Genomic DNA, 18,662 nt, shown 5'->3' with positions numbered 1-18,662 from the left:
GGCACCGGATTCGCGCGAAGGGTAAAGCTTTGTTATCGGCCCGACTCGCAGAATAAAATTGCGGGGTCGCGTTGTCGCATCAGAAGAAAAAGGGGGTGGCCGGCCTCCGGGACCGGCTTAACGCCCTGTGCCCTGAGCGGGAAATTTTCCTGCGATCCGGCGGTCAGGTCAGATTCATCCGCATTTCGCGCCGCGCCCAGATGGGCGCCGCCTGCCTCGCGGCGGCCGCGCTGATCGGCTGGGGCGGCGTCACCTTGTCGATGCTGATCGACAGCACCGCCATGGCGCAGCAACGCGCGGCGCTCAGCGCCCAAGGCAAGTCGGTCGCCACCGCCGCCAGTAAGGTGGAGGGCTATCGCAAGTCGGTCGAGGATCTGGCGCAGGATCTGGAAGCCCGCCAGGACTTCATGGACGATCTCTACAAGACCCATTTCGGCGCCGAGGATGGCGACAAGGCCGGCGCCGACCTGGTCGGGTCGGAGAAGGGCGACAGGAAGGACAGCCTCTCCACCAAGATCAGCATGGCGCCCGAAGCCGCGCCGCTGGTCAGGCTGGAGGAGCGCCAGCGCCGTTTCGCGCTGCTGCTGACCCGCGCGGTCGAGCGCCGCGCCGACAAGGCGGCGGCCGCCATCCGCAGCTTCGGCCTCAACCCCGACAAACTCGCCCGCAGCGCCGCCCGCGCCCAGGGCGGTCCCTTCGTTCCCTGGAAGGGCGACAAGGGCGCGATGACCGGCGAACTGGAACATCTGGCCGACGCCATGGCGCGGATGGAATTTCTGGAACGCAGCCTGCTGACCATCCCGTCGGGCCAGCCGACCGCCACGCCCATGCTCTCCAGTTCCTACGGCTATCGTCGCGATCCGTTCAACGGCCATGCCGCCTTCCACGCCGGGCTTGATTTCCCTGGCCGCCGCGGACAGCCGATCAACGCCGCCGCCGACGGCAAGGTCAGCTTCGTCGGCCAGCGCCAGGGCTATGGCAATGTCGTCGAGGTCGAGCATGGCAACGGCATCATGACCCGCTATGCCCATCTGTCCGGCTTTGCCGCGCATGTCGGTGAAAAGGTCTCGCGCGGCGAGAAGATCGCCCTTATGGGTTCCACGGGACGCTCCACCGGCCCGCATCTTCATTTCGAGGTCCGGCTGAACGGCCAGGCCGTCAATCCCCGCTCCTTCCTCGAGGCCCGCAAGGATGTTCTCCAAATCCAGCAAGTCGCCACGGCCCGTTTCGCCGATGTCGGCGACCGGAGCTAAGCATACGCCCTTCTCGCTGATCGGCGGGGACGTGACGATCAACGGCAACCTGACCGCGTCGGTCGACCTTCATGTCGATGGCGTGGTCGAGGGCGACATAAGCTGTGCATCGCTGGTGCAGGGACCGGACAGCCGCATCACCGGCCATGTCACCGCGCAGAGCGCGCGCCTCGCCGGGCTGGTCGACGGGTCGATCGATGCGCAGGAACTGGTGGTGGAAAGCAGCGCCCGGATCACTGGCGATGTCAGCTACGCCACGATTACGATCGAGGCGGGTAGCCGGATCGAGGGCCGCTTCGCCCACAGGGACAAGGACGCGCCGGCGGCGGAACTCAAACTGATCGCCAACGACAGCGCGGGTTAATCCCGCACCATCCTCCGTTCGTTTCGAGCGAAGTCGAGAAACGGTCGCACGCCACTTCGACCCGGCAGGACGTCCAAGAAACCGAAGCGAGCGCATGAGGGTTCGCGGGCGTCCCTAACGATATTTGTCACTGGCGGCACCCCGTCCCCGGCGCTATCGCCCGCGCCGTCATCCCGATGGGAAGAGGTGCGCCATGGAACGTCCCGACTTCTGGCCGGATATTCGCCGTTTCCTGCTGGGTTTTGCCGGCGGCGGAATCGTGATCGGCATCTATACGCTTATCAGCGTCCAGCCCCTTCCCTGAGCCTTCTCGGGATCGGGGAATGCGTGCCGATGTGGGTGGATGGCGGGCATTCTTGCCCTCTCGCTTAAGGGAGAGGGATGTGAAGACTTGGCAGCTTGCTGCCTAGTCGTAGCTGGGTGAGGGGGGATGCGGCCTTGCGCAATAGCGCTAACTTAGCGCCAATCCCCCTCATCCAACTCCGCCTAGCCGCTTTGCGGCAAGGCTCCATATCCTTCTCCCTCAAGGGAGAAGGATATGGCTTACTTTTCTGGCCGCTCCTGGTCGCTTCCCCCTACCCCTTCCTTCAGCCCGTGACCACACGGCCACAGGCGGGGCAAAAAAACATCCTATTTCCCCATCAGGACATCATTTCAGCCTGTCCTATTTACCGCCGGCCAGATTAGCCTTTTCGTCTTTCACATGCCGAAAAAATCACGCACGCGGACGCGCACCCGCCACAGTGTGAACTTCGTTAGAAACCAGACGCTTGCAGATGGGCTGACACGAACAGCCGCTAATTGACAGGCGCGCGCCGACGATAGCTGAGCGCTTCGGCGACATGCACCCGGCCCACCTGTGCCGCCCCGCCCAGGTCCGCGATCGTCCGCGCCACGCGCAGCACCCGCGTATAACCGCGCGCCGACAGCTTCATCGCAGCGGCGGCCTGCGCCAGCAATTGCCGCCCCGCCTCGTCCGGTCCGGCGACATCCTCCAGCCGCGCGCCATCCACCTCGGCATTGGTGCGCACCCTGCTCCCGGCATAGCGGGCCGTCTGGATCGCCCGTGCGGTCGCGACCCGCGCCGCAACCTCCGCCGATCCCTCGGCGGGCGGCGGCAGGACCAGATCGGCCGCCGTCACCGCCTGCACCTCGACATGCAGGTCGATGCGGTCCAGCAACGGCCCCGACACCTTGGCCTGATAGTCCGATGCGCAGCGCGGCGCGCGGGAGCAGGCCAGCGCCGGATCGCCCAGATGGCCGCAGCGGCACGGGTTCATCGCCGCGATCAGTTGCACCCGCGCCGGGAAGGTCACATGCGCATTGGCCCGCGCCACCGTCACCTCGCCGGTCTCCAGCGGCTGGCGCAGCGAATCGAGCACGGTGCGCTGAAATTCGGGCAGCTCGTCCAGGAACAGCACGCCCAGATGGGCCATGCTCACCTCGCCCGGCCGCGCCTTGAGGCCACCGCCGACCAGAGCGGCCATAGAGGCGCTATGATGGGGATTGCGGAACGGGCGCGCCCGACTGATCCGCCCGCCTTCCAGCGTCCCGGCGACGCTCGCCACCATCGAGCTTTCCAGCGCCTCGGACGGGGTCATGTCGGGCAATATGCCCGGCAGGCAGCTCGCCATCAGCGACTTGCCCGCGCCCGGAGGGCCGACCATCAGCAGATTATGCCCGCCCGCCGCCGCGATCTCCAGCGCCCGCTTGGCGACCTCCTGCCCCTTCACCTGTTTCAGGTCCGCGCTCCGCACCGGCGCATCGACCGCGCCGGGCTGCGGCGGCGACAGCGCCGACGTCCCCTTGAAATGGTTGAGCAGGCTCAGCAGGTCAGGCGCGGCGACCACCTCCACCTGTCCGGCCCAGGCAGCCTCCGCGCCCTGGGCGGCCGGGCAGACCAACCCCATCTCCTGCCCGCCCGCATGGAGCGCCGCCAGCAGAACGCCGGGCGAGGGTGCCGTCCGCCCGTCCAGCCCCAGTTCACCGACCACGACATAGCCCGCCAGCGTCTCGGCATCGATCACCCCCATCGCGCCCAGCAGGGCGAGCGCGATCGGCAGATCGAAATGACTGCCTTCCTTGGGCAGGTCGGCCGGGGACAGGTTCACCGTGATTCGCTTGGGCGGCAGCGACAGGCCGATGGCGGCGATGGCGTTGCGTACCCGCTCGCGGCTTTCGGCCACCGCCTTGTCGGGCAGGCCGACGAGGATGAAATTGGGAAGGCCGGGGACCAGCTGGCATTGCACCTCGACGGCGCGCGCCTCCAGCCCCAGATAGGCGACCGTCGAAACCGTAGCGACCAATTTCCCCCCGTCCCCGTTGCCTGACTTATTCAGTCGGTTCGTCAGCGCGTCCCTTGAACCCCTGCGCCACGACATACCATTCGACGCTGCCCTTGCGGCTGGCGGGCGGCTTGGCATGTTTGATCGTCGTGAAATGCTTTTTGAGCACCGCCAGCAATTCGGCGTCGGTGCCGCCGGCAAAGACCTTGGCGACGAAGGTGCCGCCCTTGCGCAGATTTTCGACCGCGAACAAGGCGGCCGCCTCGACCAGACCCATGGTGCGCAGATGATCGGTCTGGGCATGGCCGACCGTATTGGCGGCCATGTCGGAAATCACCAGGTCCGGCTCCTGCCCCAGCGCCGCGCGCAGCAGGTCGGGCGCCTTGTCGTCCATGAAGTCCATTTCGAACAGGGTGACGCCCGGAATCGGATCGGTCGGCAGCAGGTCGATGCCGACCACGGCGGCCTTGGGCGCCATCTTGCGCACCACCTGCGCCCAGCCGCCCGGCGCGACGCCCAGGTCGACCACGGCGCGCGATCCCTTCACGAAATGGAATTTCTCGTCCAGCTCAATGAGCTTGAAGGCGGCGCGGCTGCGCCACCCTTCCGCCTTCGCCTTGCGGACATAGGGATCGTTCAGGTGCCGCTCCAGCCAGCGCACCGATTGCGCCGTGCGCCCCTTGGCCGACTTGACCCGCACCTTGCCGGCGCCGCTACCCCTCACATCACACCCCCGTCGCGGTCCATCAGGCCGCGCAATATGCCTTCGCGGATGCCACGATCGGCGACCCCCAACCGCTCGGCTGGCCAGATGTCCAGGATCGATTCCAATATGGCGCAGCCCGCCACCACCAGGTCGGCGCGCTCGGTGCCGATGCAGGGCAGCTTCTGCCGCTCGGCCAGCGCCATGCCCGACAGCCGGTCCGAAATGGCGCGCATCGATTCGCACGGCACGATCAATCCGTCGATCGCCTGCCGGTCATAGCGCGGCAGGTTGAGATGCAGGCTGGCCAGCGTCGTCACCGTGCCCGAAGTGCCGAGCAGGCGGATGCCCTCCGCGCCTTGCGGCAGCCGACGGGCAAGCGACGAGAAGGCGTCGGACACCCGCGCGCGCATCCGGCCGTAGGCGGCCAGCCGCTCGCCCGGATCTTCATGGTCGAACGCCTCGCTCTCGGTCAGCGACACCACGCCCCAGGGCGCGCTCACCCAATCGACGATGCGCGGCGCGCCGTCGCCATGGGCGTCGACCAGCACAAGTTCGGTCGACCCGCCGCCAATGTCGAAGATCAGCGCAGGGCCGTCACCCGGCTCCAGCAGCGCATGGCAGCCCAGCACCGCCAGCCGCGCTTCTTCCTGCGCGCTGATGATGTCGAGCGCGATCCCGGTTTCGCGATAGACGCGCTGGATGAACTCGGCGCCGTTGGAGGCCCGGCGGCAGGCCTCGGTCGCGACCGAACGGGCGAGCGTCACATGGCGGCGGCGCAGCTTGTCGGCGCACACCGACAGGGCGGCGATAGCCCGGTCGATCGCGGCGTCGCTGATCCGGCCGGTCGACGCCAGCCCCTCACCCAGCCGCACGATCCGCGAAAAGGCGTCGACGACGATGAAGCCGTCGGACGAAGGCTTGGCGATGAGCAGCCGGCAATTATTGGTGCCCAGGTCGATCGCGGCATAGGATCGCCGCTCGCGTGCGCCGTGAAGCGCGAATCCCCGCTGCTTCGACGGGGGAGGTATGGCCGCAGCCTTGCTTCCATCGCCCGGACCGGAGCGGGCGCGCTTGCCCGCATAACGGCCGGCCGGGCCGGAACTCTGCGGCGATGGGCGGCTCTGCTGCACCATGCCGTAACTCACTTCTGCTTATCGCCAGTCCCAAAGACGGGACCGGAACTTGCCATCATGCTTAAGCAGATACGGGGAGATGCGCAAGGAGGGGGGCGCCGCCCATCGCGGGCGGTTCCCCACCTGCCGCTTACTGGGTGCAGGGCCTTGACCAGCCGGCGGAGGAACGCCGGTCCGTCACCTCAAAGCGGCAGCAGCGCCGCCACGATCTGCCGTTCCTCGGCGCGCAGCACGCCCCAGGCGCGGGCGGCGGCGCGGCTGTCCATCGCCTCGACCCCGATACCGAGCGCTTCCACCGCCCGCACGAAGGGACGGGGTGGCTGGCGCAGTCTTGCGCCTGTGCCCAGCAGCAGGAATTCAGGGCGGGGATCGATGTCGAAGAGATCGCCGAGCGACGCCAATGTCAGCGCATCCAGCGCCGGCGCGTCGGCCCAGGCCAGCGCCCGCACGGGGCTGAGCAACAGGCCATCGGGGAACACATCGTCGCGCACCCGGAAGCCCCGGCCCTGGAAACCGGTGACGATCGGCCCCTGGCCATCATCATCCCGGCGCAGCTTGATGCCGGAATCGGTCAGGGTCGCGCTCCGTCGTCACGGGGACCGACGCGCTCGGCATTGCCGGCATAGCCCTTCCTGCCCGCCTTCTTCTCCGAAGCGGCGGGCGTCAGGCCCAGCGAAATCAACAGCGAAGACGACACATAGATGGACGAATAGGTGCCGACCACGACGCCCAGCATCATCGCCGCGGTGAAGCCGCGCAGCACATGGCCGCCGAACAGCAGCAGCGACCCCAGCGCCAGCAGGATCGTCAGCGACGTCATCACCGTGCGCGGCAGCGTTTCGTTGACGGACAAGTCGATCAGCGCCTTCATGTCCATCTTGCGATATTTGCGCATATTCTCGCGGATACGGTCGTCGATCACCATCTTGTCGTTGATCGAATAGCCCACGATCGTCAGCACGGCCGCCACGATGTTGAGGTCGAATTCCAGTTGCGTGACGGCAAAGAAGCCCAGCGTCATCAACACGTCGTGCATGATCGCGACGAAGGTCGACACGCCGAACTGCCATTCGTAGCGGAACCAGGAAAAGATCGCGATGCCGACCACCGCCAGCATCACCGCGAGCACGCCGGTCTGGATCAGTTCGCCCGACACCTTGCCCGACACCGTGTCATAGCGGGAGAAGGTGACGCCGGGGAACTCCGCCGTCATCGCCTTGCGGGTCTTTTCCACAACCGCATTGGCCGCGCCCGCGCCACCCTGTTCCGGCAGCGGCAGGCGGATCTGCACCGTCTTGGGATCACCGAACTGCTGGAGCGAGCTTTCGCCCACGCCCAGCCGGCCGATCGTGGCGCGCACCTTGTCGGTTTCGACATTTTGCGGGAATTTCGCCTCGATCATCAGGCCGCCGACGAAGTCGACGCCCAGATTGAGTCCCTTGTGGAGCGTCGCGCCGACCGCCAGCACCGTCAGCAATGCGGTAAGCGCGAACGCCCATTTCCGCATCGCGACGAAGCCGATATTGGTGTTGTCGGGGACAAGCTTGAGCAGTTTCATGTTTTTCTCTCCCGCCCCGTCAGATGATGATTTCGGTCGGGCGCTTGGTGCGGACCCAGCGCGCGGCGAGCAGGCGGGTAAAGGTCACGGCCGTGAACACACTGGTCGCGATGCCGATCAGCAGCACGATGGCGAAGCCCTTGACCGGGCCGGAACCCAGCGCGAGCATGATTCCCCCTGCAATCGCATGGGTCACGTTCGCCTCGAATATGGTGCGGCTGGCTTCCTTATAGCCGAACTCGATCGCCTGCACCACGCCGCGCCCGCGCCGCCGCTCCTCGCGGATGCGCTCATAGATGAGGACGTTGGCGTCGACCGCCGTGCCGATGGTGAGCACGAAGCCGGCGATGCCGGGCAGGGTCAGCGTCGCGCCGAGGATGCCCATCACGCCCAGGATGACCAGCACGTTGATGGCGACGGCGATATTGGCATAGACGCCGAAGCGGCCATAGCTGAGGAACATGAAGGCGGCGACCGCGACCACCGCGATGATCGAGGCGATCAGGCCCGCGCGGATCGAGTCGGCGCCAAGGCCCGGCCCGACCGTGCGCTCCTCCACCACGGCGAGCGCGACGGGCAGCTTGCCCGAGCGCAGCGCGATGGCGAGCTGGTTAGCGCTTTCGACGGTGAAGCTGCCGCTGATCTGGGCGCTGCCGCCCAAAATCGGTTCATTGATGTTCGGCGCCGACAGCACCTTGCCGTCCAGGATGATGGCGAAGGGGCGGTCCACATTCTGCGACGTCACCTGACCGAATTTACGGCCGCCCGAGCCGTTGAAGCGGATGTTGACGATCGCCTGGTTGTTCTGGTCATAGCCCTGCGTGGCGTCGGTCAGATCCTCGCCCGACACCATCACCTGCCGCTTGACGGCGATCACCGGCACGCCGGTCGGATTGTCCGGATAGGGCAGGACTTCGCTGCCGACCGGCGCACGGCCCTGCGCCACTTCGGCCGGGTTGGCGTTGATGTCGACCAGCTTGAATTCGAGCTTGGCGGTCTGGCCGAGCAAATCCTTCAGCGCCTTGGGATCCTGAAGCCCCGGCACCTGCACGACGATGCGATTGTCGCCCTGTTGCTGGATGGTCGGTTCGCGCGTGCCCATCTCGTCGATGCGCTTGCGGATCACCTCGGTCGCGACTTCCATCGCGCTCTTGACCGCATTGCTGATGCCGGCGCTGGTCGGGGTGATGACGATGGTCGAGCTGTTCACCACCTCGACATTGAAGTCGCGCTGGCCGGTCAGCCCCGCGCCCTGCGTCAGCGGACGGATGCGCTCGACCGCGGCGTCGACCTGGCTCGGGTCGCGGACCATGAAGCTGAGCTTCCCGTCGCGGCTGGAGATGTCGCCGATCGCGATCCGGGTCTCACCCCGGCGCAGCTCCGTGCGGACCTGCTCCTCCATATTGGCGAGCCGCTGCTTGGCCACATCCTGGGTCGACGCTTCCAGCAGCAAATGGCTGCCGCCGGCCAGGTCGAGGCCCAGATTGACGCGCGTCTGCATGAAACCGGGCAGCTTCGCCACGGTCGCCTCCGGCAGGAAGGTGGGCACGGCGCACAGGACGCCGAGCACCAAGGGCAGGAGGATCGCGGCAACCGCCCAGCGCGAGAAGTTCAGCATGAGACCGCTCAGTCGTTCGCGGGCTTGGCGGTCGCCGGGTCGATCACGTCGGTCAGGGTCGACTTGACCGCCTTGACCTTCATGCCGGGCGCCAGTTCGACATCGGCGTAAATCTCGTCGACGCGCACGACCTTGCCGACAAGGCCGCCGCCGGTGACGACCTGATCGCCCTTCTTCACGGCGTCGATCTTCGCCTTATGCTCCTTCATCTTCTTCTGCTGCGGACGGATGAGCAGGAAGTAGAAGACCACGAAGATCAGGACCAGCGGCGCCATCTGCACCAGGACACCGGCACCGGAGGCTTGCCCGCCCGCGGTCTGGGCAAAGGCTGGGGTAATGAACATGGGTGGGACTGCCTTATTTTCTGTCGGGCGCGGGCCGCCCGAAGGCGCCCACGCATCAAGGGCGGGCGGCTAACACAGATGCGCCCGGCGAGGCAATATGAATAGGGATTCGGGCGGGCCGTGAAAAGAGCCGTGATTGAGCGCTTGCAACTTCCCGCGCAGGCTTCTAAAGGGCGCCCTCCGGTCGGGACGTAGCGCAGCCTGGTAGCGCATCACACTGGGGGTGTGGGGGTCGGAGGTTCGAATCCTCTCGTCCCGACCAAATCTCATTTATGGGGGTGGCGGCGCTGCCGCCCCCCTGAGATGGGCCGGTTTCATTTATAGTTTTAACAAGCATATCAAATGGTTGCCGGTAATCAGCACTCAACTCACCGTGCTTCCAGACACAGTTCGATAGTACGAAATTGAGCAACCTACGTTTCTCGATTCCACTAGAACCGTCGAACAATCTATGCGCTATGCGTGCCAGCGTGAGCAGCGCGACCCCTTCATCCATATAGTCGTTGCTAGCTTCCTGATGCCGGGCCAGATCGCGTTGGCAACGATCGAGCTCATCGCGCCATTGGACGGCCATGCGACGATAGAAATCGTCGGTGACGGTGCCGTCTAGCTTGTCTACATAAACCGCTTCCAGGCGCTTTCGAAGTCGGTCGCTCTCAGCACGCAAATGTGTCACGGCTTCATCATGGTCGTGCCTTTCGACCTCGAAGCTGTCTCTCAGCGCTTCAACAATCAGGTCGTAAACCTCCTTGTCGAAGCGGAGTTTGGCTAGCAATGCCCCAAACTGCTCCTCAAGGGCTTCCTCGCGTACGAATTTTTCAGGGCATTTCCCCCGGAAGCCGGTGCAGTGGTAGTAAATGTATTTGCCCTTCTTGATCTCCGCCGTGAGCGCGCACCCGCAATGGCCGCAGCTGATCAGACCAGTGAAGGCGAACTCACGGACGCCACCACCGGTCTTGGGATTACGCGTCTTCATGTTGCGCCCATCAAGAATATCCTGCACACAATGCCACAAATCCTTCGAGATTAGCGGTTGGTGGCTTCCCTGATAGACTTTGCCCAGCCACTCGAACTCTCCGGTATAAAGGCGGCTGCGAAGAATTTTATGCACGGTGCTAACCGGCACCGGCCGTTGGCTCTTGCGATAGGCAAGACCTTCCTGACGGGCCCGCGCGCCGATTTCCTTCAAGGAATAGCCCCCAGTCGCATACCATTCAAACAGGCGGGTAATGATCGGGCCTTGATCGGGATCGACGACGATGCCCTTCTTGCCATCCTGTGCCACCACATTTCGGTATCCGAAGGGCGCAGCGCTCGGCCATAAGCCCTGCTCGGCTTTCTCCAACATGCCTTTGCGGACTTCTTCCGAAAGATTGTCGATATAATTTTTGGCCATCAATACCTTGATGCCGTGCATGAATTTCTCGGACGATCGTGATTCTCGTGAAAGAGAGACGCCTTCTTTTACAAGATGAACCTCAGCATCAAGCTCGTCGATCGTCACCCAGTCCTTGAGGTTCCGATACAGCCGATCTGTCTTTTCAACCAGAATGGCCTGAATTGTCTTGTGCTTGCGAAGATAGCGGGTCATTTCATCAAAATTGGTGCGTCCACTCTGCTTGGCCGTCTCTATGTCGATATATTCAGCAGCCACAACTAACCCGTTGGCTTCGGCATGTTCACGCAATAATTTGAGTTGCGCCGGAATCGAGAAGCCCTCCCGCTCCTGCTCGCGAGAAGAGACGCGCGCATATATCACGGCCTTTGGAGTTTGAACCTCCTGCACCTTCTGCCTCGTCTTCGTCTTGGCTGCTCGCGCCATGTCGATCCTCCGTTGATGACGGCTAGTGCCGATCTCCACTGCCGCCCGCCAATTCCTCCAAGGAAAGTATGGCTTGCGCCACGGCCGGCGATAATTGCCGCGCTTTGTCGACGAACTTCGTATCGGCAGTCACAAATTGCCAACCTTGGTTCATTGCCAGCGCGAGGTACACGCATTCATAGGCAGGGCGATCCAGGTCAATGGCGAGCCTTGTGGCCGACTCCATCAGTGCGCGCATGGGTAGGAGTTCGACATCGGCACGCTGGATGATTCGGACGGCAACCATCGCCTCCTCCACCGTAAGTTCGGAGCGACGAACCTTCTTCCTAAGGATGTTCGCGCACTCGGCAACCAGCAGATCGGGGGCTGCCAAGCGATGGCCGGAGAGCAATGACACGGCTTCGTCGGTTCCGTCTTCCGTCACCACCCACTTCACCGCGATGCTGGCGTCTATCACCAAGCGCATCACCGTTCTTGACGCCCCTCACGCATCAGGACTTCAGAAGGCGTCTGCTCCCGGTTCGCAGTCAGCGCGCGCATTTCGGCAGCCAGCGCCTCGAAAGAAGGGTCGATCTCGGCAAACAAAGCCTGTCGCAAAATTTCCCTGTGCTCAGCTTCGACGGAACGGCCATGGCGTGCAGCCCTGCGACGCAAGCGCTGGATAATATCGTCCTCAAGATTACGCACCTGAAGAGCACCGGCCATAGCCCAACCCCTAGAACAAGAATGACATCACTGATACCATTGACCTCAATCCTCGTCAATATGGTTGCGGCGACCTTTGTCGGGGCCCGCGCTTTCAGCCTCCCGCTTCCGTTGGGTCCTCTCCCAGTCGTGAAGTACACGGAAATAGCCGGTCAGATTCTCGAGAATCTGGCGCGCGTCCTCGTTTGTAAGCTTTCTGCTGGTGCGCTTCTGGAAGACTTTCCGGGCCTTTTCGACGATCTCGTCGGAAAACCGCCTGCTGTGGCGCACGGGACGATCGTCGTCCCCTAGCCCATCCTCGCGCCCCTTCATTGAGCGGCTTGCCCGGCCGCCTGGCCGGACTCCCCAATTGGTACGGATACCGATTGTTCCGCTAGGATCTCGTCATCAACAGACAGTCCGCCATGGATCGGACATGGCAAGTGGCCCATCCACCACGAAGGGCTAGATTTACTTCTTTCGGCAAGACACATGGAACGCTACCCCAAAAGGCAGCGCAGGACAGTCATGAAGCGAAGTCACGTTAGCATTTCTTCGGGAGAATATTGAAGTACCAAATTTGAAGTTTCTGCACATCACTGCCGAAAATTTGCGCGGATGCGCCTTCGTCGCCCTGTTTCATTTTGTTCGCTCTTCAATCGCATCCGGCAAGCAAAGCAAAATGAGCAAACCGGTGGAAAAAATTTACGACTGAGATTTCTTTGGCCTCGGCTGATGAAGCTTGCGCCGCACGCCGGGCTTCAATGCGTTTCGAACATCCCTGTCGACAGTAGCAAGGTCGAACCACCCAGGATCGAAATGACCACCGCACCAGCGTTTAGTTTCTCGGTATTCAGGATCCTTGGGATTTCGGATCACATCCAGAAATCGCTCGTAGCCCGGGACGCCTCCGACATCCTCGGGCGGGCGGGCGCCCGCTCCATCAATGCAAGTCGCTTGGTGGGGCGTGCTTTCAAGAAAAAGATAATCTTCAATTTCAATAGTATGATACCAGTTGTCGCCAAAATCGTATAGATAGGTGAATGAGGTTCCCGCGTTACGAAAATCCCGCAGCCTGACCTCGCGTTCATCAAAGACCTTCGGATCGCCGATGGTCGAGCCGTCTATGGATTCTGCGGCATTACTGTAGCGCAGTCCCCCAATGTCAAACTCGTGGAGATGATAATTCCACCAATTGAAAGCTCCTTGGATAACGAGATGAAGCTGCTCGAGGTTCCATCCGCTCGGCACAATGAGCCGCCGCCAAGCAACTGGCTTGATCTCATCGATTGATAATCGGAGTTGAACGGCGTCGGGAGGTCCAAACATACCGCAGAGCAGACCGGCAACCACCCACAACGTCAAGGTCTATACCGGCGATATCGCAGCGAACATCGATCAAGCCTCGCCTGACGGCCACCACTCGGGAGACAGATCCTGCTTCAGCGAATTGACCGCTGAACCCGCGATCAACTCGATACATTTGAGCTCGATGTCACCGAGATCATCATAGATCAGGTGCTGGGGAAATCGGATGCCGTGCCCCATACAGAGCAGCGGCAGCACGATATGGCCAACCGATTGTCCTAGCCGCAAAGTGGCGTTCAGATGATCGTCCAGTCGGGTGCTCGGGGCCCCGGACTCCATCTCGCGAAGCCATCGCGGACTGAAGCCCATCTCCTGGGCAAGCTCCGGTTGCGTAATGTGGCGCCGCTTTCGCTCTTGCCTGATCCGTTCCCCGGCAATCTTCTTGATCAGCTTTAAAGGGGACAGATCGACAGCGGCAAATCTCTCGTTCGATGACATGCTTCCGCACTCCTCGGCAGACGCTCCTGACATGACAGGCAGAGAGAGCAGCTAAGTTAATCTCAAGGATTTATGCAATAATAGTTAGCGTTGATTTTAGAGGAACTTCATTGCCGGTTTTGTAGTTAGCGATCACCGTTCTCTAATACATGCCGAAAAATCGCCAGCGCGCAAAAATGTTTACAGATGCGCCTATTCAGCATTTCAAGACCGAATAGCAAACGCATAGTTCGATTCTGCAATCCAAGGATAAAACAAACAAAATTGGCGTGTTACCGGCTAATTTTAAGGAATCGGAACTTAACTGCCTAGCGCTGTTGCAATCTTCTTCGTTTCAAATCAATCAGACTTCGTTCCTGAAAACTCAGGTCGAATCGAACCTGATACTTCAAGATCACAAGTAATTCTCAAACATGGCGCGAGGCGCCGAATGGAGTCGTGCATGAAGCCGATTGCCAAAGCGATTGCGCTTGCCTGTTGCGCCGTCGTCACCATGACAGCCGCAAAGGCGGCACCTGGCGGAAACGCATCGCCGCGCGTGGAAGGCCCGCGTGACATCGTTCCGACGGGGAGTGGTTTCGTCATTCGCGCTTCCATCCCCGAACAAGGCGACGACACCTCCAACCGCTCGGCTCCACCCAAAACCATCCGGATCGGTACCGGCGTGCATCTCGATGCGCGACTGCTCCTGCGCCCGGCCAGCTCAATCAAGGAGAATTCACATGCGCGTCGCTAAGCTGGGGGCGGTCGCTCTCGTTCTGCCTTTGATCCTCGTCGCCCAAAGCGCCGCGTCAGCGCAACAGGCTGATCCGCTTATCGCAGCAGCTCGCGAGGCCGAAAGCGAATTGCGGCAGACCTTTAGAAATTTGCAGTTTGAGGATTTCGGACCAGCGCCAGTCAAGGGACCGATCTATCAGGCCTCAGCTGGCGGCCGTATCATATATTATGCTCCCGAAAGCGAGCATCTGCTCTTCGCGGCGGTCTATGACCGCAACGGTATAAACATTACCGCTCTTGCCCAGGATTCGACTGCACAGCGGAAGCTGGCAGGGATCGATACGAGCAAAGCGCTGGCGCTCGGTCCCATCGGGGCACCGGTGGTAATCGAGTTCACCGATCCTGACTGCCCTTATTGTCGAGCCCTTGATCGCTTTTGGGCCGCGAAGGCGGCGGAAGGCAAGCCGGTTCGGCGTCTGATCTTTTTCGTTTCCGGCATCCATGCCGAAGCGGCGGCGAAGGCAGAGCATATCCTCTGTTCGCCCGACAAGGAGGTCGCGTTCAAGGCGATCTACGCGGGTGCGGCACCCACTGCGCTTCAAAGCTGCGCGGAAGGCCGGTCCAGGGTCGAGGCTGACGCCAAGGTCGTGAGCAAGGTTGGTATCACTGGGACACCCACGCTGATCGTCGATGGAAAGGTTATTTCCGGCTTTCAGCAGGCCGAGCTCGAAGAGTTTCTGAAGACCGGGAAGGCGCTCGCCGATGCTGCGCGATGAACGCCCCCCTCTTTACTCCCCCATCGCGGATGTTCGCGGTTGTCCTCCTGCCGCACTGCAGGGACGTCGCGCGCACCGGAATGCCGATGGCGAAGCCCGAAACGGGCCGTTCAGCCTCGCCGTCGGCCGACAGCGATACCCATCGATGCCGGCAAGCATATCGCGGAACGGCCCATTTTCACTGGAGCACGTACATGTTGAAGACTCTCGGAAGACAGTCCGCATCCTTTGCCAATATCGGCATTCCCCTCGCTCTCGCTGCGCTGGTCAGCGGCGGAGCCCACGCGTTCACCGCGCCCACGGCCGGTGACTTGGGCTATGACATCTACGATATCGTGGTCAACAAAGGCGTGAAAGGCCCACTTGGCTTTGTGGGCGGCGTCGCCGCCTTCCTGTTCGGCGTCTCGCGCCTGTTCAGCAACGTCATGGTCGGCATCCCGACCATCGTCGCCGCGGTCTGCCTGATCAAATCCGACACCATCCTCCAGACCTTCGGAATGGTGATCTGACGGTTCGGTCCGCCGCCCGTTCGCGCGGACGACGGACCTCAACAGACCAGGGCGCTCCGGCGTGCTGGTGAGACTGCCTGTGTTGTTCAACCGCAGCTTCGCAGGGCGGTCTTGAAGCAGGAGGAGAAGGGTTCGTGGACGAACGGCTACCCCAATATCTGCATAAGCCGGTCCAAATCTTGTGGTTTGGCTCCGACGAATTCGTGCTGGTGATGTCGACCATCTTCGTCGCCGTGATTGTCGGCGGGATGCTCGGCTGGGCGCTCATCGCGGCCCTTCTCCTTTTCATTCCCTGGCTCCGGACCAAGTCACGTGGGTTCATTCCGCACCTTGCCTGGCGTTGGGGGCTGGTCCGTTGGTCCAAGTATCCTGGGCCGACGCAGACCCGCTTTTTCGAGTGAGGACAAGCGATGTTCGGACGCAAATCCCCCGATATGCCCCCGCGCGACCCGCTGCTCGGCAAGCCCGCCAGCTACGGCATCCATCGCTATGTCCAGGGCGCAAGCAACCTGTTCGAAGAGAACCGGCTGCTGAAGCTCGCGGTGGTTGGGCTGTTCGGCATCACGGCCGTGCTGGGCATGGCGATCTACACGTCTGACCAGAACACGCGCACGGTCGTCGTGCCCTTCGGCGCGGGTGGCGATCTCTATGTCACGGGGAACAAGCCGTCTGAAGCTTATCTCCGAATGATCACGCGCAACGTGGTTTCGCTCTCGGGCACATATTCCGCCTATTCGGCGGACCGGCAGTTTCAGGAGCTGCTGAGCATTGTGCATCCTTCAAGCTACAATGGCTTGAGAGACAGCCTTAATCGTTTGCTCGACGAGCTCGCCGACAATTCCACGCTTTCGATCGCGACCTACATCCGCCCCGACCAGCCCGTGACCTGGACCGACCGCGAGATACTCGTGCCGGTCGAGAAGGTTCGAGTCATCGGCGGTGTGATCCGCAAATTCCGGGGCAATCTGCGGATTCGCTACGTGATCGACAATGGCCGCTTCTGGCTGACTGCCCTGACGGAGGAAAATTTCGATGCCCAGCCCCGTTAAGCGGCTGCTGGCGCTCGGCCTTGCGCTGACGCCGCTGCCGGGACAAGCGCAGACCATCGTCGCGCTGCCTGACCAGACCAGCACGATCCGCCTGTCCAACCGTGACATCAACCATGTCATCTGTGCGGGCGGTGAGATCGAGGACGTCAAATTCAGCGCTGAGAAGGCTATCGCGGTCGAGCGCGCCGGGTCCGATGCCTGGATCAAGTTTCTGGTCCGAGAGATCGACGATGCGGGCATGGTGACGCGAAGCTTCGTCACCACCCCATCGGAGTTTTTCGTGACCTGCAACGGTGCGGTCTACCCGCTCTATGCCGAGCCTTCCGACATTCCTGCGCAGACAGTCATGTTGCAACCTGGGACTCCTCAGCGCGCCAGAGCCAATGAAGAATTGCTCGGCCCCCTGGTCGAGGAAGAGCGTGCGATTTCCATCACGCTCGCCATGCTCCAGGATCGCATACCGGGAAGCTTCACAACTGTCGCACCACGTTCCGGTACGATCCGCCTTGTCAGCCTGCCTGACGCAGCGATCGAGGAACGCCAGCGTATCGAGATAGATGGTTCGGGACTATCAGCGTCCGAATATCTGGTTTCGGTTAGCAGTGAAGCCGTGCTCGACGAGCGTAGCTTCCTTGATAGTGCGCTTGGCGCCAATATTTTCGCCGTTACGCTGGACCGCGGCAATCTCTCAGCAGGCGAGACCGCGAGGCTCATCGTCGTTCGCCGGGGAGCCGGACAATGAGCGCGGGCGGCTCTCCCCGTGATCGCGGCTCCCAGGTTGAAGGCGACGAGCTCGACCTTGAAAGCATGGCGGAAAACCGCGTCCGGGCTACAGGTTTCGAGCGAGGTCCTGCCTTGCTTGACGTCAAGGCACGTTGGGCAGCACTGAGTGCCCGTCATCAACTCCGGCTCAAGCAGATCGGTGTCATTGGCGCGATCGGCGCACTGGGCCTGGGTCTGTATATCGCAAGCGGCGACAAGCCGGAGCAAGCGAGCGCGCCGCCGGCATCGAAACTGGATATGGGCGCGGGTCTTCGCGGCGATAGTCTCGAGGTCAAGCTGCGCGGCGACCTTCAGAAGATCCTCGATGGTCAGTCGCTGCTCGGTGAACGCATCACGGCGATAGAAGAGGGCAAAATCGTGCCCGGTGCCGGGTCTCGCGGATCATCACCGGATACCGCCAATCCCGATCTGCCTCCAGCAATACCGGGTGAAGTACCCGATTTCCCCGAACCGCCTTCGACCGGCGACATCGGGTCTGCCCCTCCCGCGCCTCCATCCGCTCCGCCTGCCCCTCCCGCGCCACCCGTCGAAAAAACCGTTGGCGCGATCGGCGGCGCGACCAGTCCGGTCGCGGCCGGTGATCAGGCTTCGGGCTCGAAAAAAAAGAATCGGACTATCTATTTACCACCTGGTTTCATGAAGGCGCGGCTCCTGACCGGGATCGACGCGCTGGCCAGTCGGGACGCGACCAGCAATCCAGAACCGCTGATCGCTCGGGTTCAGGCTCCCGCCGTGCTTCCCAATGACGTGAAGGCAAACCTCGCCGGCTGCTTCGTTATTGGCAACGCAACCGGCAGTCTCGCCAAGGAACGGGTTGAGATCCAGCTAGTCTCGCTGTCCTGCGTCGATTTTGACGAGCGCTCCGTTGTAGACCAGCCAATCAAGGGCTTCTTCGTCGACGCTGACGGGAAAAAAGGCCTATCCGGCAAAGTCGTGACGCGCGCCGGGGCAGCTCTTGCTCGCGCGTTTATCGCTGGCACCATCACGGGCATCGCCGACACGGTCGAAAACACAGTCGGCAACGTCTCGACCTCGGCGCTGGGCTCGGTGCGCAGCTTCGATGCAGGCGATGCCGCCAAGGCCGGTATCGCCGGCGGTCTCTCCAAGTCCTCTGACAAGCTCACCGATTTCTATCTCGATCTCGCCCGTCAAGCTGGCCCCATCGTTGAGGTAGGTGCCGCCAAGGACGTCGTTGTCGTGATCCAGGAAGGCGTCACGCTCGAGATCAAGCCTACCGCCGGGAGCAAATTCTGAT

The 18,662-nt window shown here is 62.4% G+C and carries 22 protein-coding genes, 1 tRNA gene and 1 pseudogene; 11 read left to right on the top strand and 13 right to left on the bottom strand.

The annotated features are described in order from the left end of the window. Positions 1 to 71: 71 nt before the first annotated feature. Together AC58EF_RS05905 and AC58EF_RS05900 are read left to right on the top strand one after the other, a co-directional pair. Positions 72 to 1,253 (top strand): M23 family metallopeptidase, encoded by a 1,182-nt coding sequence (locus AC58EF_RS05905; protein WP_497275230.1) that lies wholly within the window; start codon positions 72 to 74, stop codon positions 1,251 to 1,253. Continuing rightward, a complete protein-coding gene (locus tag AC58EF_RS05900; RefSeq protein WP_497275229.1) occupies positions 1,234 to 1,617 on the top strand; it encodes a bactofilin family protein in 384 nt (127 codons plus the stop codon). The genes AC58EF_RS05905 and AC58EF_RS05900 overlap by 20 nt, the downstream gene beginning before the upstream one ends. A 797-nt stretch (positions 1,618 to 2,414) precedes the next feature. Here the strand turns inward: AC58EF_RS05900 and AC58EF_RS05895 are convergent. The 7 genes from AC58EF_RS05895 to yajC all read right to left on the bottom strand — a co-directional run bounded on the left by AC58EF_RS05895 (position 2,415) and on the right by yajC (position 9,261). Beyond that, entirely contained in the window at positions 2,415 to 3,923 is a 1,509-nt protein-coding gene (locus AC58EF_RS05895) for a YifB family Mg chelatase-like AAA ATPase (protein ID WP_497275227.1), read from the bottom strand. Positions 3,924 to 3,948: 25 nt separating this feature from the next. Then, positions 3,949 to 4,626, bottom strand: coding sequence for an RlmE family RNA methyltransferase (locus tag AC58EF_RS05890; protein ID WP_497275225.1), 678 nt, complete (start codon positions 4,624 to 4,626; stop codon positions 3,949 to 3,951). Further along, positions 4,623 to 5,741 (bottom strand): Ppx/GppA phosphatase family protein, encoded by a 1,119-nt coding sequence (locus tag AC58EF_RS05885; RefSeq protein WP_497275223.1) that lies wholly within the window; start codon positions 5,739 to 5,741, stop codon positions 4,623 to 4,625. Before AC58EF_RS05885 ends, AC58EF_RS05890 begins: the two co-directional genes overlap by 4 nt. Before the next feature lie 182 nt (positions 5,742 to 5,923). Then, positions 5,924 to 6,265, bottom strand: coding sequence for an Mth938-like domain-containing protein (locus AC58EF_RS05880; RefSeq protein ID WP_497275432.1), 342 nt, complete (start codon positions 6,263 to 6,265; stop codon positions 5,924 to 5,926). 47 nt (positions 6,266 to 6,312) lie between these two features. After that, entirely contained in the window at positions 6,313 to 7,299 is a 987-nt protein-coding gene (gene secF, locus AC58EF_RS05875) for a protein translocase subunit SecF (protein WP_497275222.1), read from the bottom strand. A gap of 19 nt (positions 7,300 to 7,318) precedes the next feature. After that, on the bottom strand, positions 7,319 to 8,917 hold the full coding sequence (gene secD, locus AC58EF_RS05870; protein WP_497275221.1) for a protein translocase subunit SecD: 1,599 nt from the start codon (positions 8,915 to 8,917) through the stop codon (positions 7,319 to 7,321). 8 nt (positions 8,918 to 8,925) lie between these two features. Then, positions 8,926 to 9,261 carry a preprotein translocase subunit YajC gene (yajC, locus tag AC58EF_RS05865; protein WP_179044360.1) on the bottom strand — a complete coding sequence of 112 codons (336 nt, stop codon included), beginning with the start codon at positions 9,259 to 9,261 and terminating at the stop codon, positions 8,926 to 8,928. A gap of 185 nt (positions 9,262 to 9,446) precedes the next feature. Between yajC and AC58EF_RS05860 the strand changes: the two genes are divergently transcribed. Together AC58EF_RS05860 and AC58EF_RS05855 are read left to right on the top strand one after the other, a co-directional pair. Further along, a tRNA-Pro gene (locus AC58EF_RS05860) sits at positions 9,447 to 9,523 on the top strand. A gap of 189 nt (positions 9,524 to 9,712) precedes the next feature. Beyond that, positions 9,713 to 9,871 carry a hypothetical protein gene (locus tag AC58EF_RS05855; RefSeq protein WP_489008955.1) on the top strand — a complete coding sequence of 53 codons (159 nt, stop codon included), beginning with the start codon at positions 9,713 to 9,715 and terminating at the stop codon, positions 9,869 to 9,871. A 183-nt stretch (positions 9,872 to 10,054) separates the two neighbouring features. Here AC58EF_RS05855 and AC58EF_RS05850 read toward each other — a convergent pair. The 6 genes and pseudogenes from AC58EF_RS05850 to AC58EF_RS05825 form a co-directional block, all read right to left on the bottom strand. Further along, positions 10,055 to 11,083, bottom strand: a pseudogene (locus AC58EF_RS05850) (recombinase family protein); the annotation flags it as partial. Positions 11,084 to 11,105: 22 nt separating this feature from the next. Beyond that, complete coding sequence (locus tag AC58EF_RS05845) at positions 11,106 to 11,540, bottom strand: type II toxin-antitoxin system VapC family toxin (RefSeq protein ID WP_497275430.1); 435 nt, start codon at positions 11,538 to 11,540, stop codon at positions 11,106 to 11,108. Positions 11,541 to 11,548: 8 nt separating this feature from the next. Continuing rightward, positions 11,549 to 11,788, bottom strand: a complete 240-nt coding sequence (locus AC58EF_RS05840; protein WP_257554521.1) for a FitA-like ribbon-helix-helix domain-containing protein — start codon at positions 11,786 to 11,788, stop codon at positions 11,549 to 11,551. 45 nt (positions 11,789 to 11,833) lie between these two features. Continuing rightward, complete coding sequence (locus AC58EF_RS05835; protein ID WP_489008954.1) at positions 11,834 to 12,100, bottom strand: hypothetical protein; 267 nt, start codon at positions 12,098 to 12,100, stop codon at positions 11,834 to 11,836. Positions 12,101 to 12,472: 372 nt separating this feature from the next. After that, positions 12,473 to 13,132, bottom strand: a complete 660-nt coding sequence (locus AC58EF_RS05830) for a plasmid pRiA4b ORF-3 family protein (RefSeq protein WP_497275219.1) — start codon at positions 13,130 to 13,132, stop codon at positions 12,473 to 12,475. 33 nt (positions 13,133 to 13,165) lie between these two features. After that, positions 13,166 to 13,573, bottom strand: coding sequence for a helix-turn-helix domain-containing protein (locus AC58EF_RS05825; protein WP_257554532.1), 408 nt, complete (start codon positions 13,571 to 13,573; stop codon positions 13,166 to 13,168). A gap of 442 nt (positions 13,574 to 14,015) precedes the next feature. Between AC58EF_RS05825 and AC58EF_RS05820 the strand changes: the two genes are divergently transcribed. The 7 genes from AC58EF_RS05820 to AC58EF_RS05790 all read left to right on the top strand — a co-directional run bounded on the left by AC58EF_RS05820 (position 14,016) and on the right by AC58EF_RS05790 (position 18,661). After that, positions 14,016 to 14,309, top strand: coding sequence for a hypothetical protein (locus AC58EF_RS05820; protein WP_257554533.1), 294 nt, complete (start codon positions 14,016 to 14,018; stop codon positions 14,307 to 14,309). After that, positions 14,296 to 15,066, top strand: a complete 771-nt coding sequence (locus tag AC58EF_RS05815) for a disulfide isomerase DsbC N-terminal domain-containing protein (protein WP_489008952.1) — start codon at positions 14,296 to 14,298, stop codon at positions 15,064 to 15,066. The genes AC58EF_RS05820 and AC58EF_RS05815 overlap by 14 nt, the downstream gene beginning before the upstream one ends. A 194-nt stretch (positions 15,067 to 15,260) precedes the next feature. Next, the gene (locus AC58EF_RS05810; protein WP_257557040.1) at positions 15,261 to 15,575 is read left to right on the top strand and encodes a hypothetical protein; all 315 of its coding nucleotides are present in this window, start codon (positions 15,261 to 15,263) and stop codon (positions 15,573 to 15,575) included. A 134-nt stretch (positions 15,576 to 15,709) separates the two neighbouring features. Beyond that, entirely contained in the window at positions 15,710 to 15,976 is a 267-nt protein-coding gene (locus tag AC58EF_RS05805) for a type IV conjugative transfer system protein TraL (protein WP_257554535.1), read from the top strand. Positions 15,977 to 15,985: 9 nt separating this feature from the next. Beyond that, positions 15,986 to 16,624, top strand: coding sequence for a TraE/TraK family type IV conjugative transfer system protein (locus AC58EF_RS05800; protein WP_257554537.1), 639 nt, complete (start codon positions 15,986 to 15,988; stop codon positions 16,622 to 16,624). After that, positions 16,608 to 17,366 (top strand): type-F conjugative transfer system secretin TraK, encoded by a 759-nt coding sequence (locus AC58EF_RS05795; protein WP_257554539.1) that lies wholly within the window; start codon positions 16,608 to 16,610, stop codon positions 17,364 to 17,366. The genes AC58EF_RS05800 and AC58EF_RS05795 overlap by 17 nt, the downstream gene beginning before the upstream one ends. A gap of 65 nt (positions 17,367 to 17,431) precedes the next feature. After that, entirely contained in the window at positions 17,432 to 18,661 is a 1,230-nt protein-coding gene (locus AC58EF_RS05790; RefSeq protein ID WP_373886348.1) for a TraB/VirB10 family protein, read from the top strand. Position 18,662 lies beyond the last annotated feature (1 nt).

The sequence above is a fragment of the Sphingobium sp. WR1 genome, from assembly GCF_059693745.1.
Note: the sequence above shows the minus strand (reverse complement) of the source record. Positions and strands in the feature narration are given on the sequence as shown.

What these genes read in the sequence shown, in the direction of transcription:
- AC58EF_RS05900 (WP_497275229.1), top strand. Translation starts at nt 1,234, where the DNA reads ATGTCGGCGACCGGAGCTAAGCATACGCCCTTCTCGCTGATCGGCGGG.
- AC58EF_RS05885 (WP_497275223.1), bottom strand. Translation starts at nt 5,741, where the DNA reads ATGGTGCAGCAGAGCCGCCCATCGCCGCAGAGTTCCGGCCCGGCCGGC.
- secF (WP_497275222.1), bottom strand. Translation starts at nt 7,299, where the DNA reads ATGAAACTGCTCAAGCTTGTCCCCGACAACACCAATATCGGCTTCGTC.
- secD (WP_497275221.1), bottom strand. Translation starts at nt 8,917, where the DNA reads ATGCTGAACTTCTCGCGCTGGGCGGTTGCCGCGATCCTCCTGCCCTTG.
- yajC (WP_179044360.1), bottom strand. Translation starts at nt 9,261, where the DNA reads ATGTTCATTACCCCAGCCTTTGCCCAGACCGCGGGCGGGCAAGCCTCC.
- AC58EF_RS05855 (WP_489008955.1), top strand. Translation starts at nt 9,713, where the DNA reads ATGCGCTATGCGTGCCAGCGTGAGCAGCGCGACCCCTTCATCCATATA.
- AC58EF_RS05840 (WP_257554521.1), bottom strand. Translation starts at nt 11,788, where the DNA reads ATGGCCGGTGCTCTTCAGGTGCGTAATCTTGAGGACGATATTATCCAG.
- AC58EF_RS05835 (WP_489008954.1), bottom strand. Translation starts at nt 12,100, where the DNA reads ATGAAGGGGCGCGAGGATGGGCTAGGGGACGACGATCGTCCCGTGCGC.
- AC58EF_RS05825 (WP_257554532.1), bottom strand. Translation starts at nt 13,573, where the DNA reads ATGTCATCGAACGAGAGATTTGCCGCTGTCGATCTGTCCCCTTTAAAG.
- AC58EF_RS05820 (WP_257554533.1), top strand. Translation starts at nt 14,016, where the DNA reads ATGAAGCCGATTGCCAAAGCGATTGCGCTTGCCTGTTGCGCCGTCGTC.
- AC58EF_RS05815 (WP_489008952.1), top strand. Translation starts at nt 14,296, where the DNA reads ATGCGCGTCGCTAAGCTGGGGGCGGTCGCTCTCGTTCTGCCTTTGATC.
- AC58EF_RS05810 (WP_257557040.1), top strand. Translation starts at nt 15,261, where the DNA reads ATGTTGAAGACTCTCGGAAGACAGTCCGCATCCTTTGCCAATATCGGC.
- AC58EF_RS05800 (WP_257554537.1), top strand. Translation starts at nt 15,986, where the DNA reads ATGTTCGGACGCAAATCCCCCGATATGCCCCCGCGCGACCCGCTGCTC.
- AC58EF_RS05795 (WP_257554539.1), top strand. Translation starts at nt 16,608, where the DNA reads ATGCCCAGCCCCGTTAAGCGGCTGCTGGCGCTCGGCCTTGCGCTGACG.
- AC58EF_RS05790 (WP_373886348.1), top strand. Translation starts at nt 17,432, where the DNA reads ATGGCGGAAAACCGCGTCCGGGCTACAGGTTTCGAGCGAGGTCCTGCC.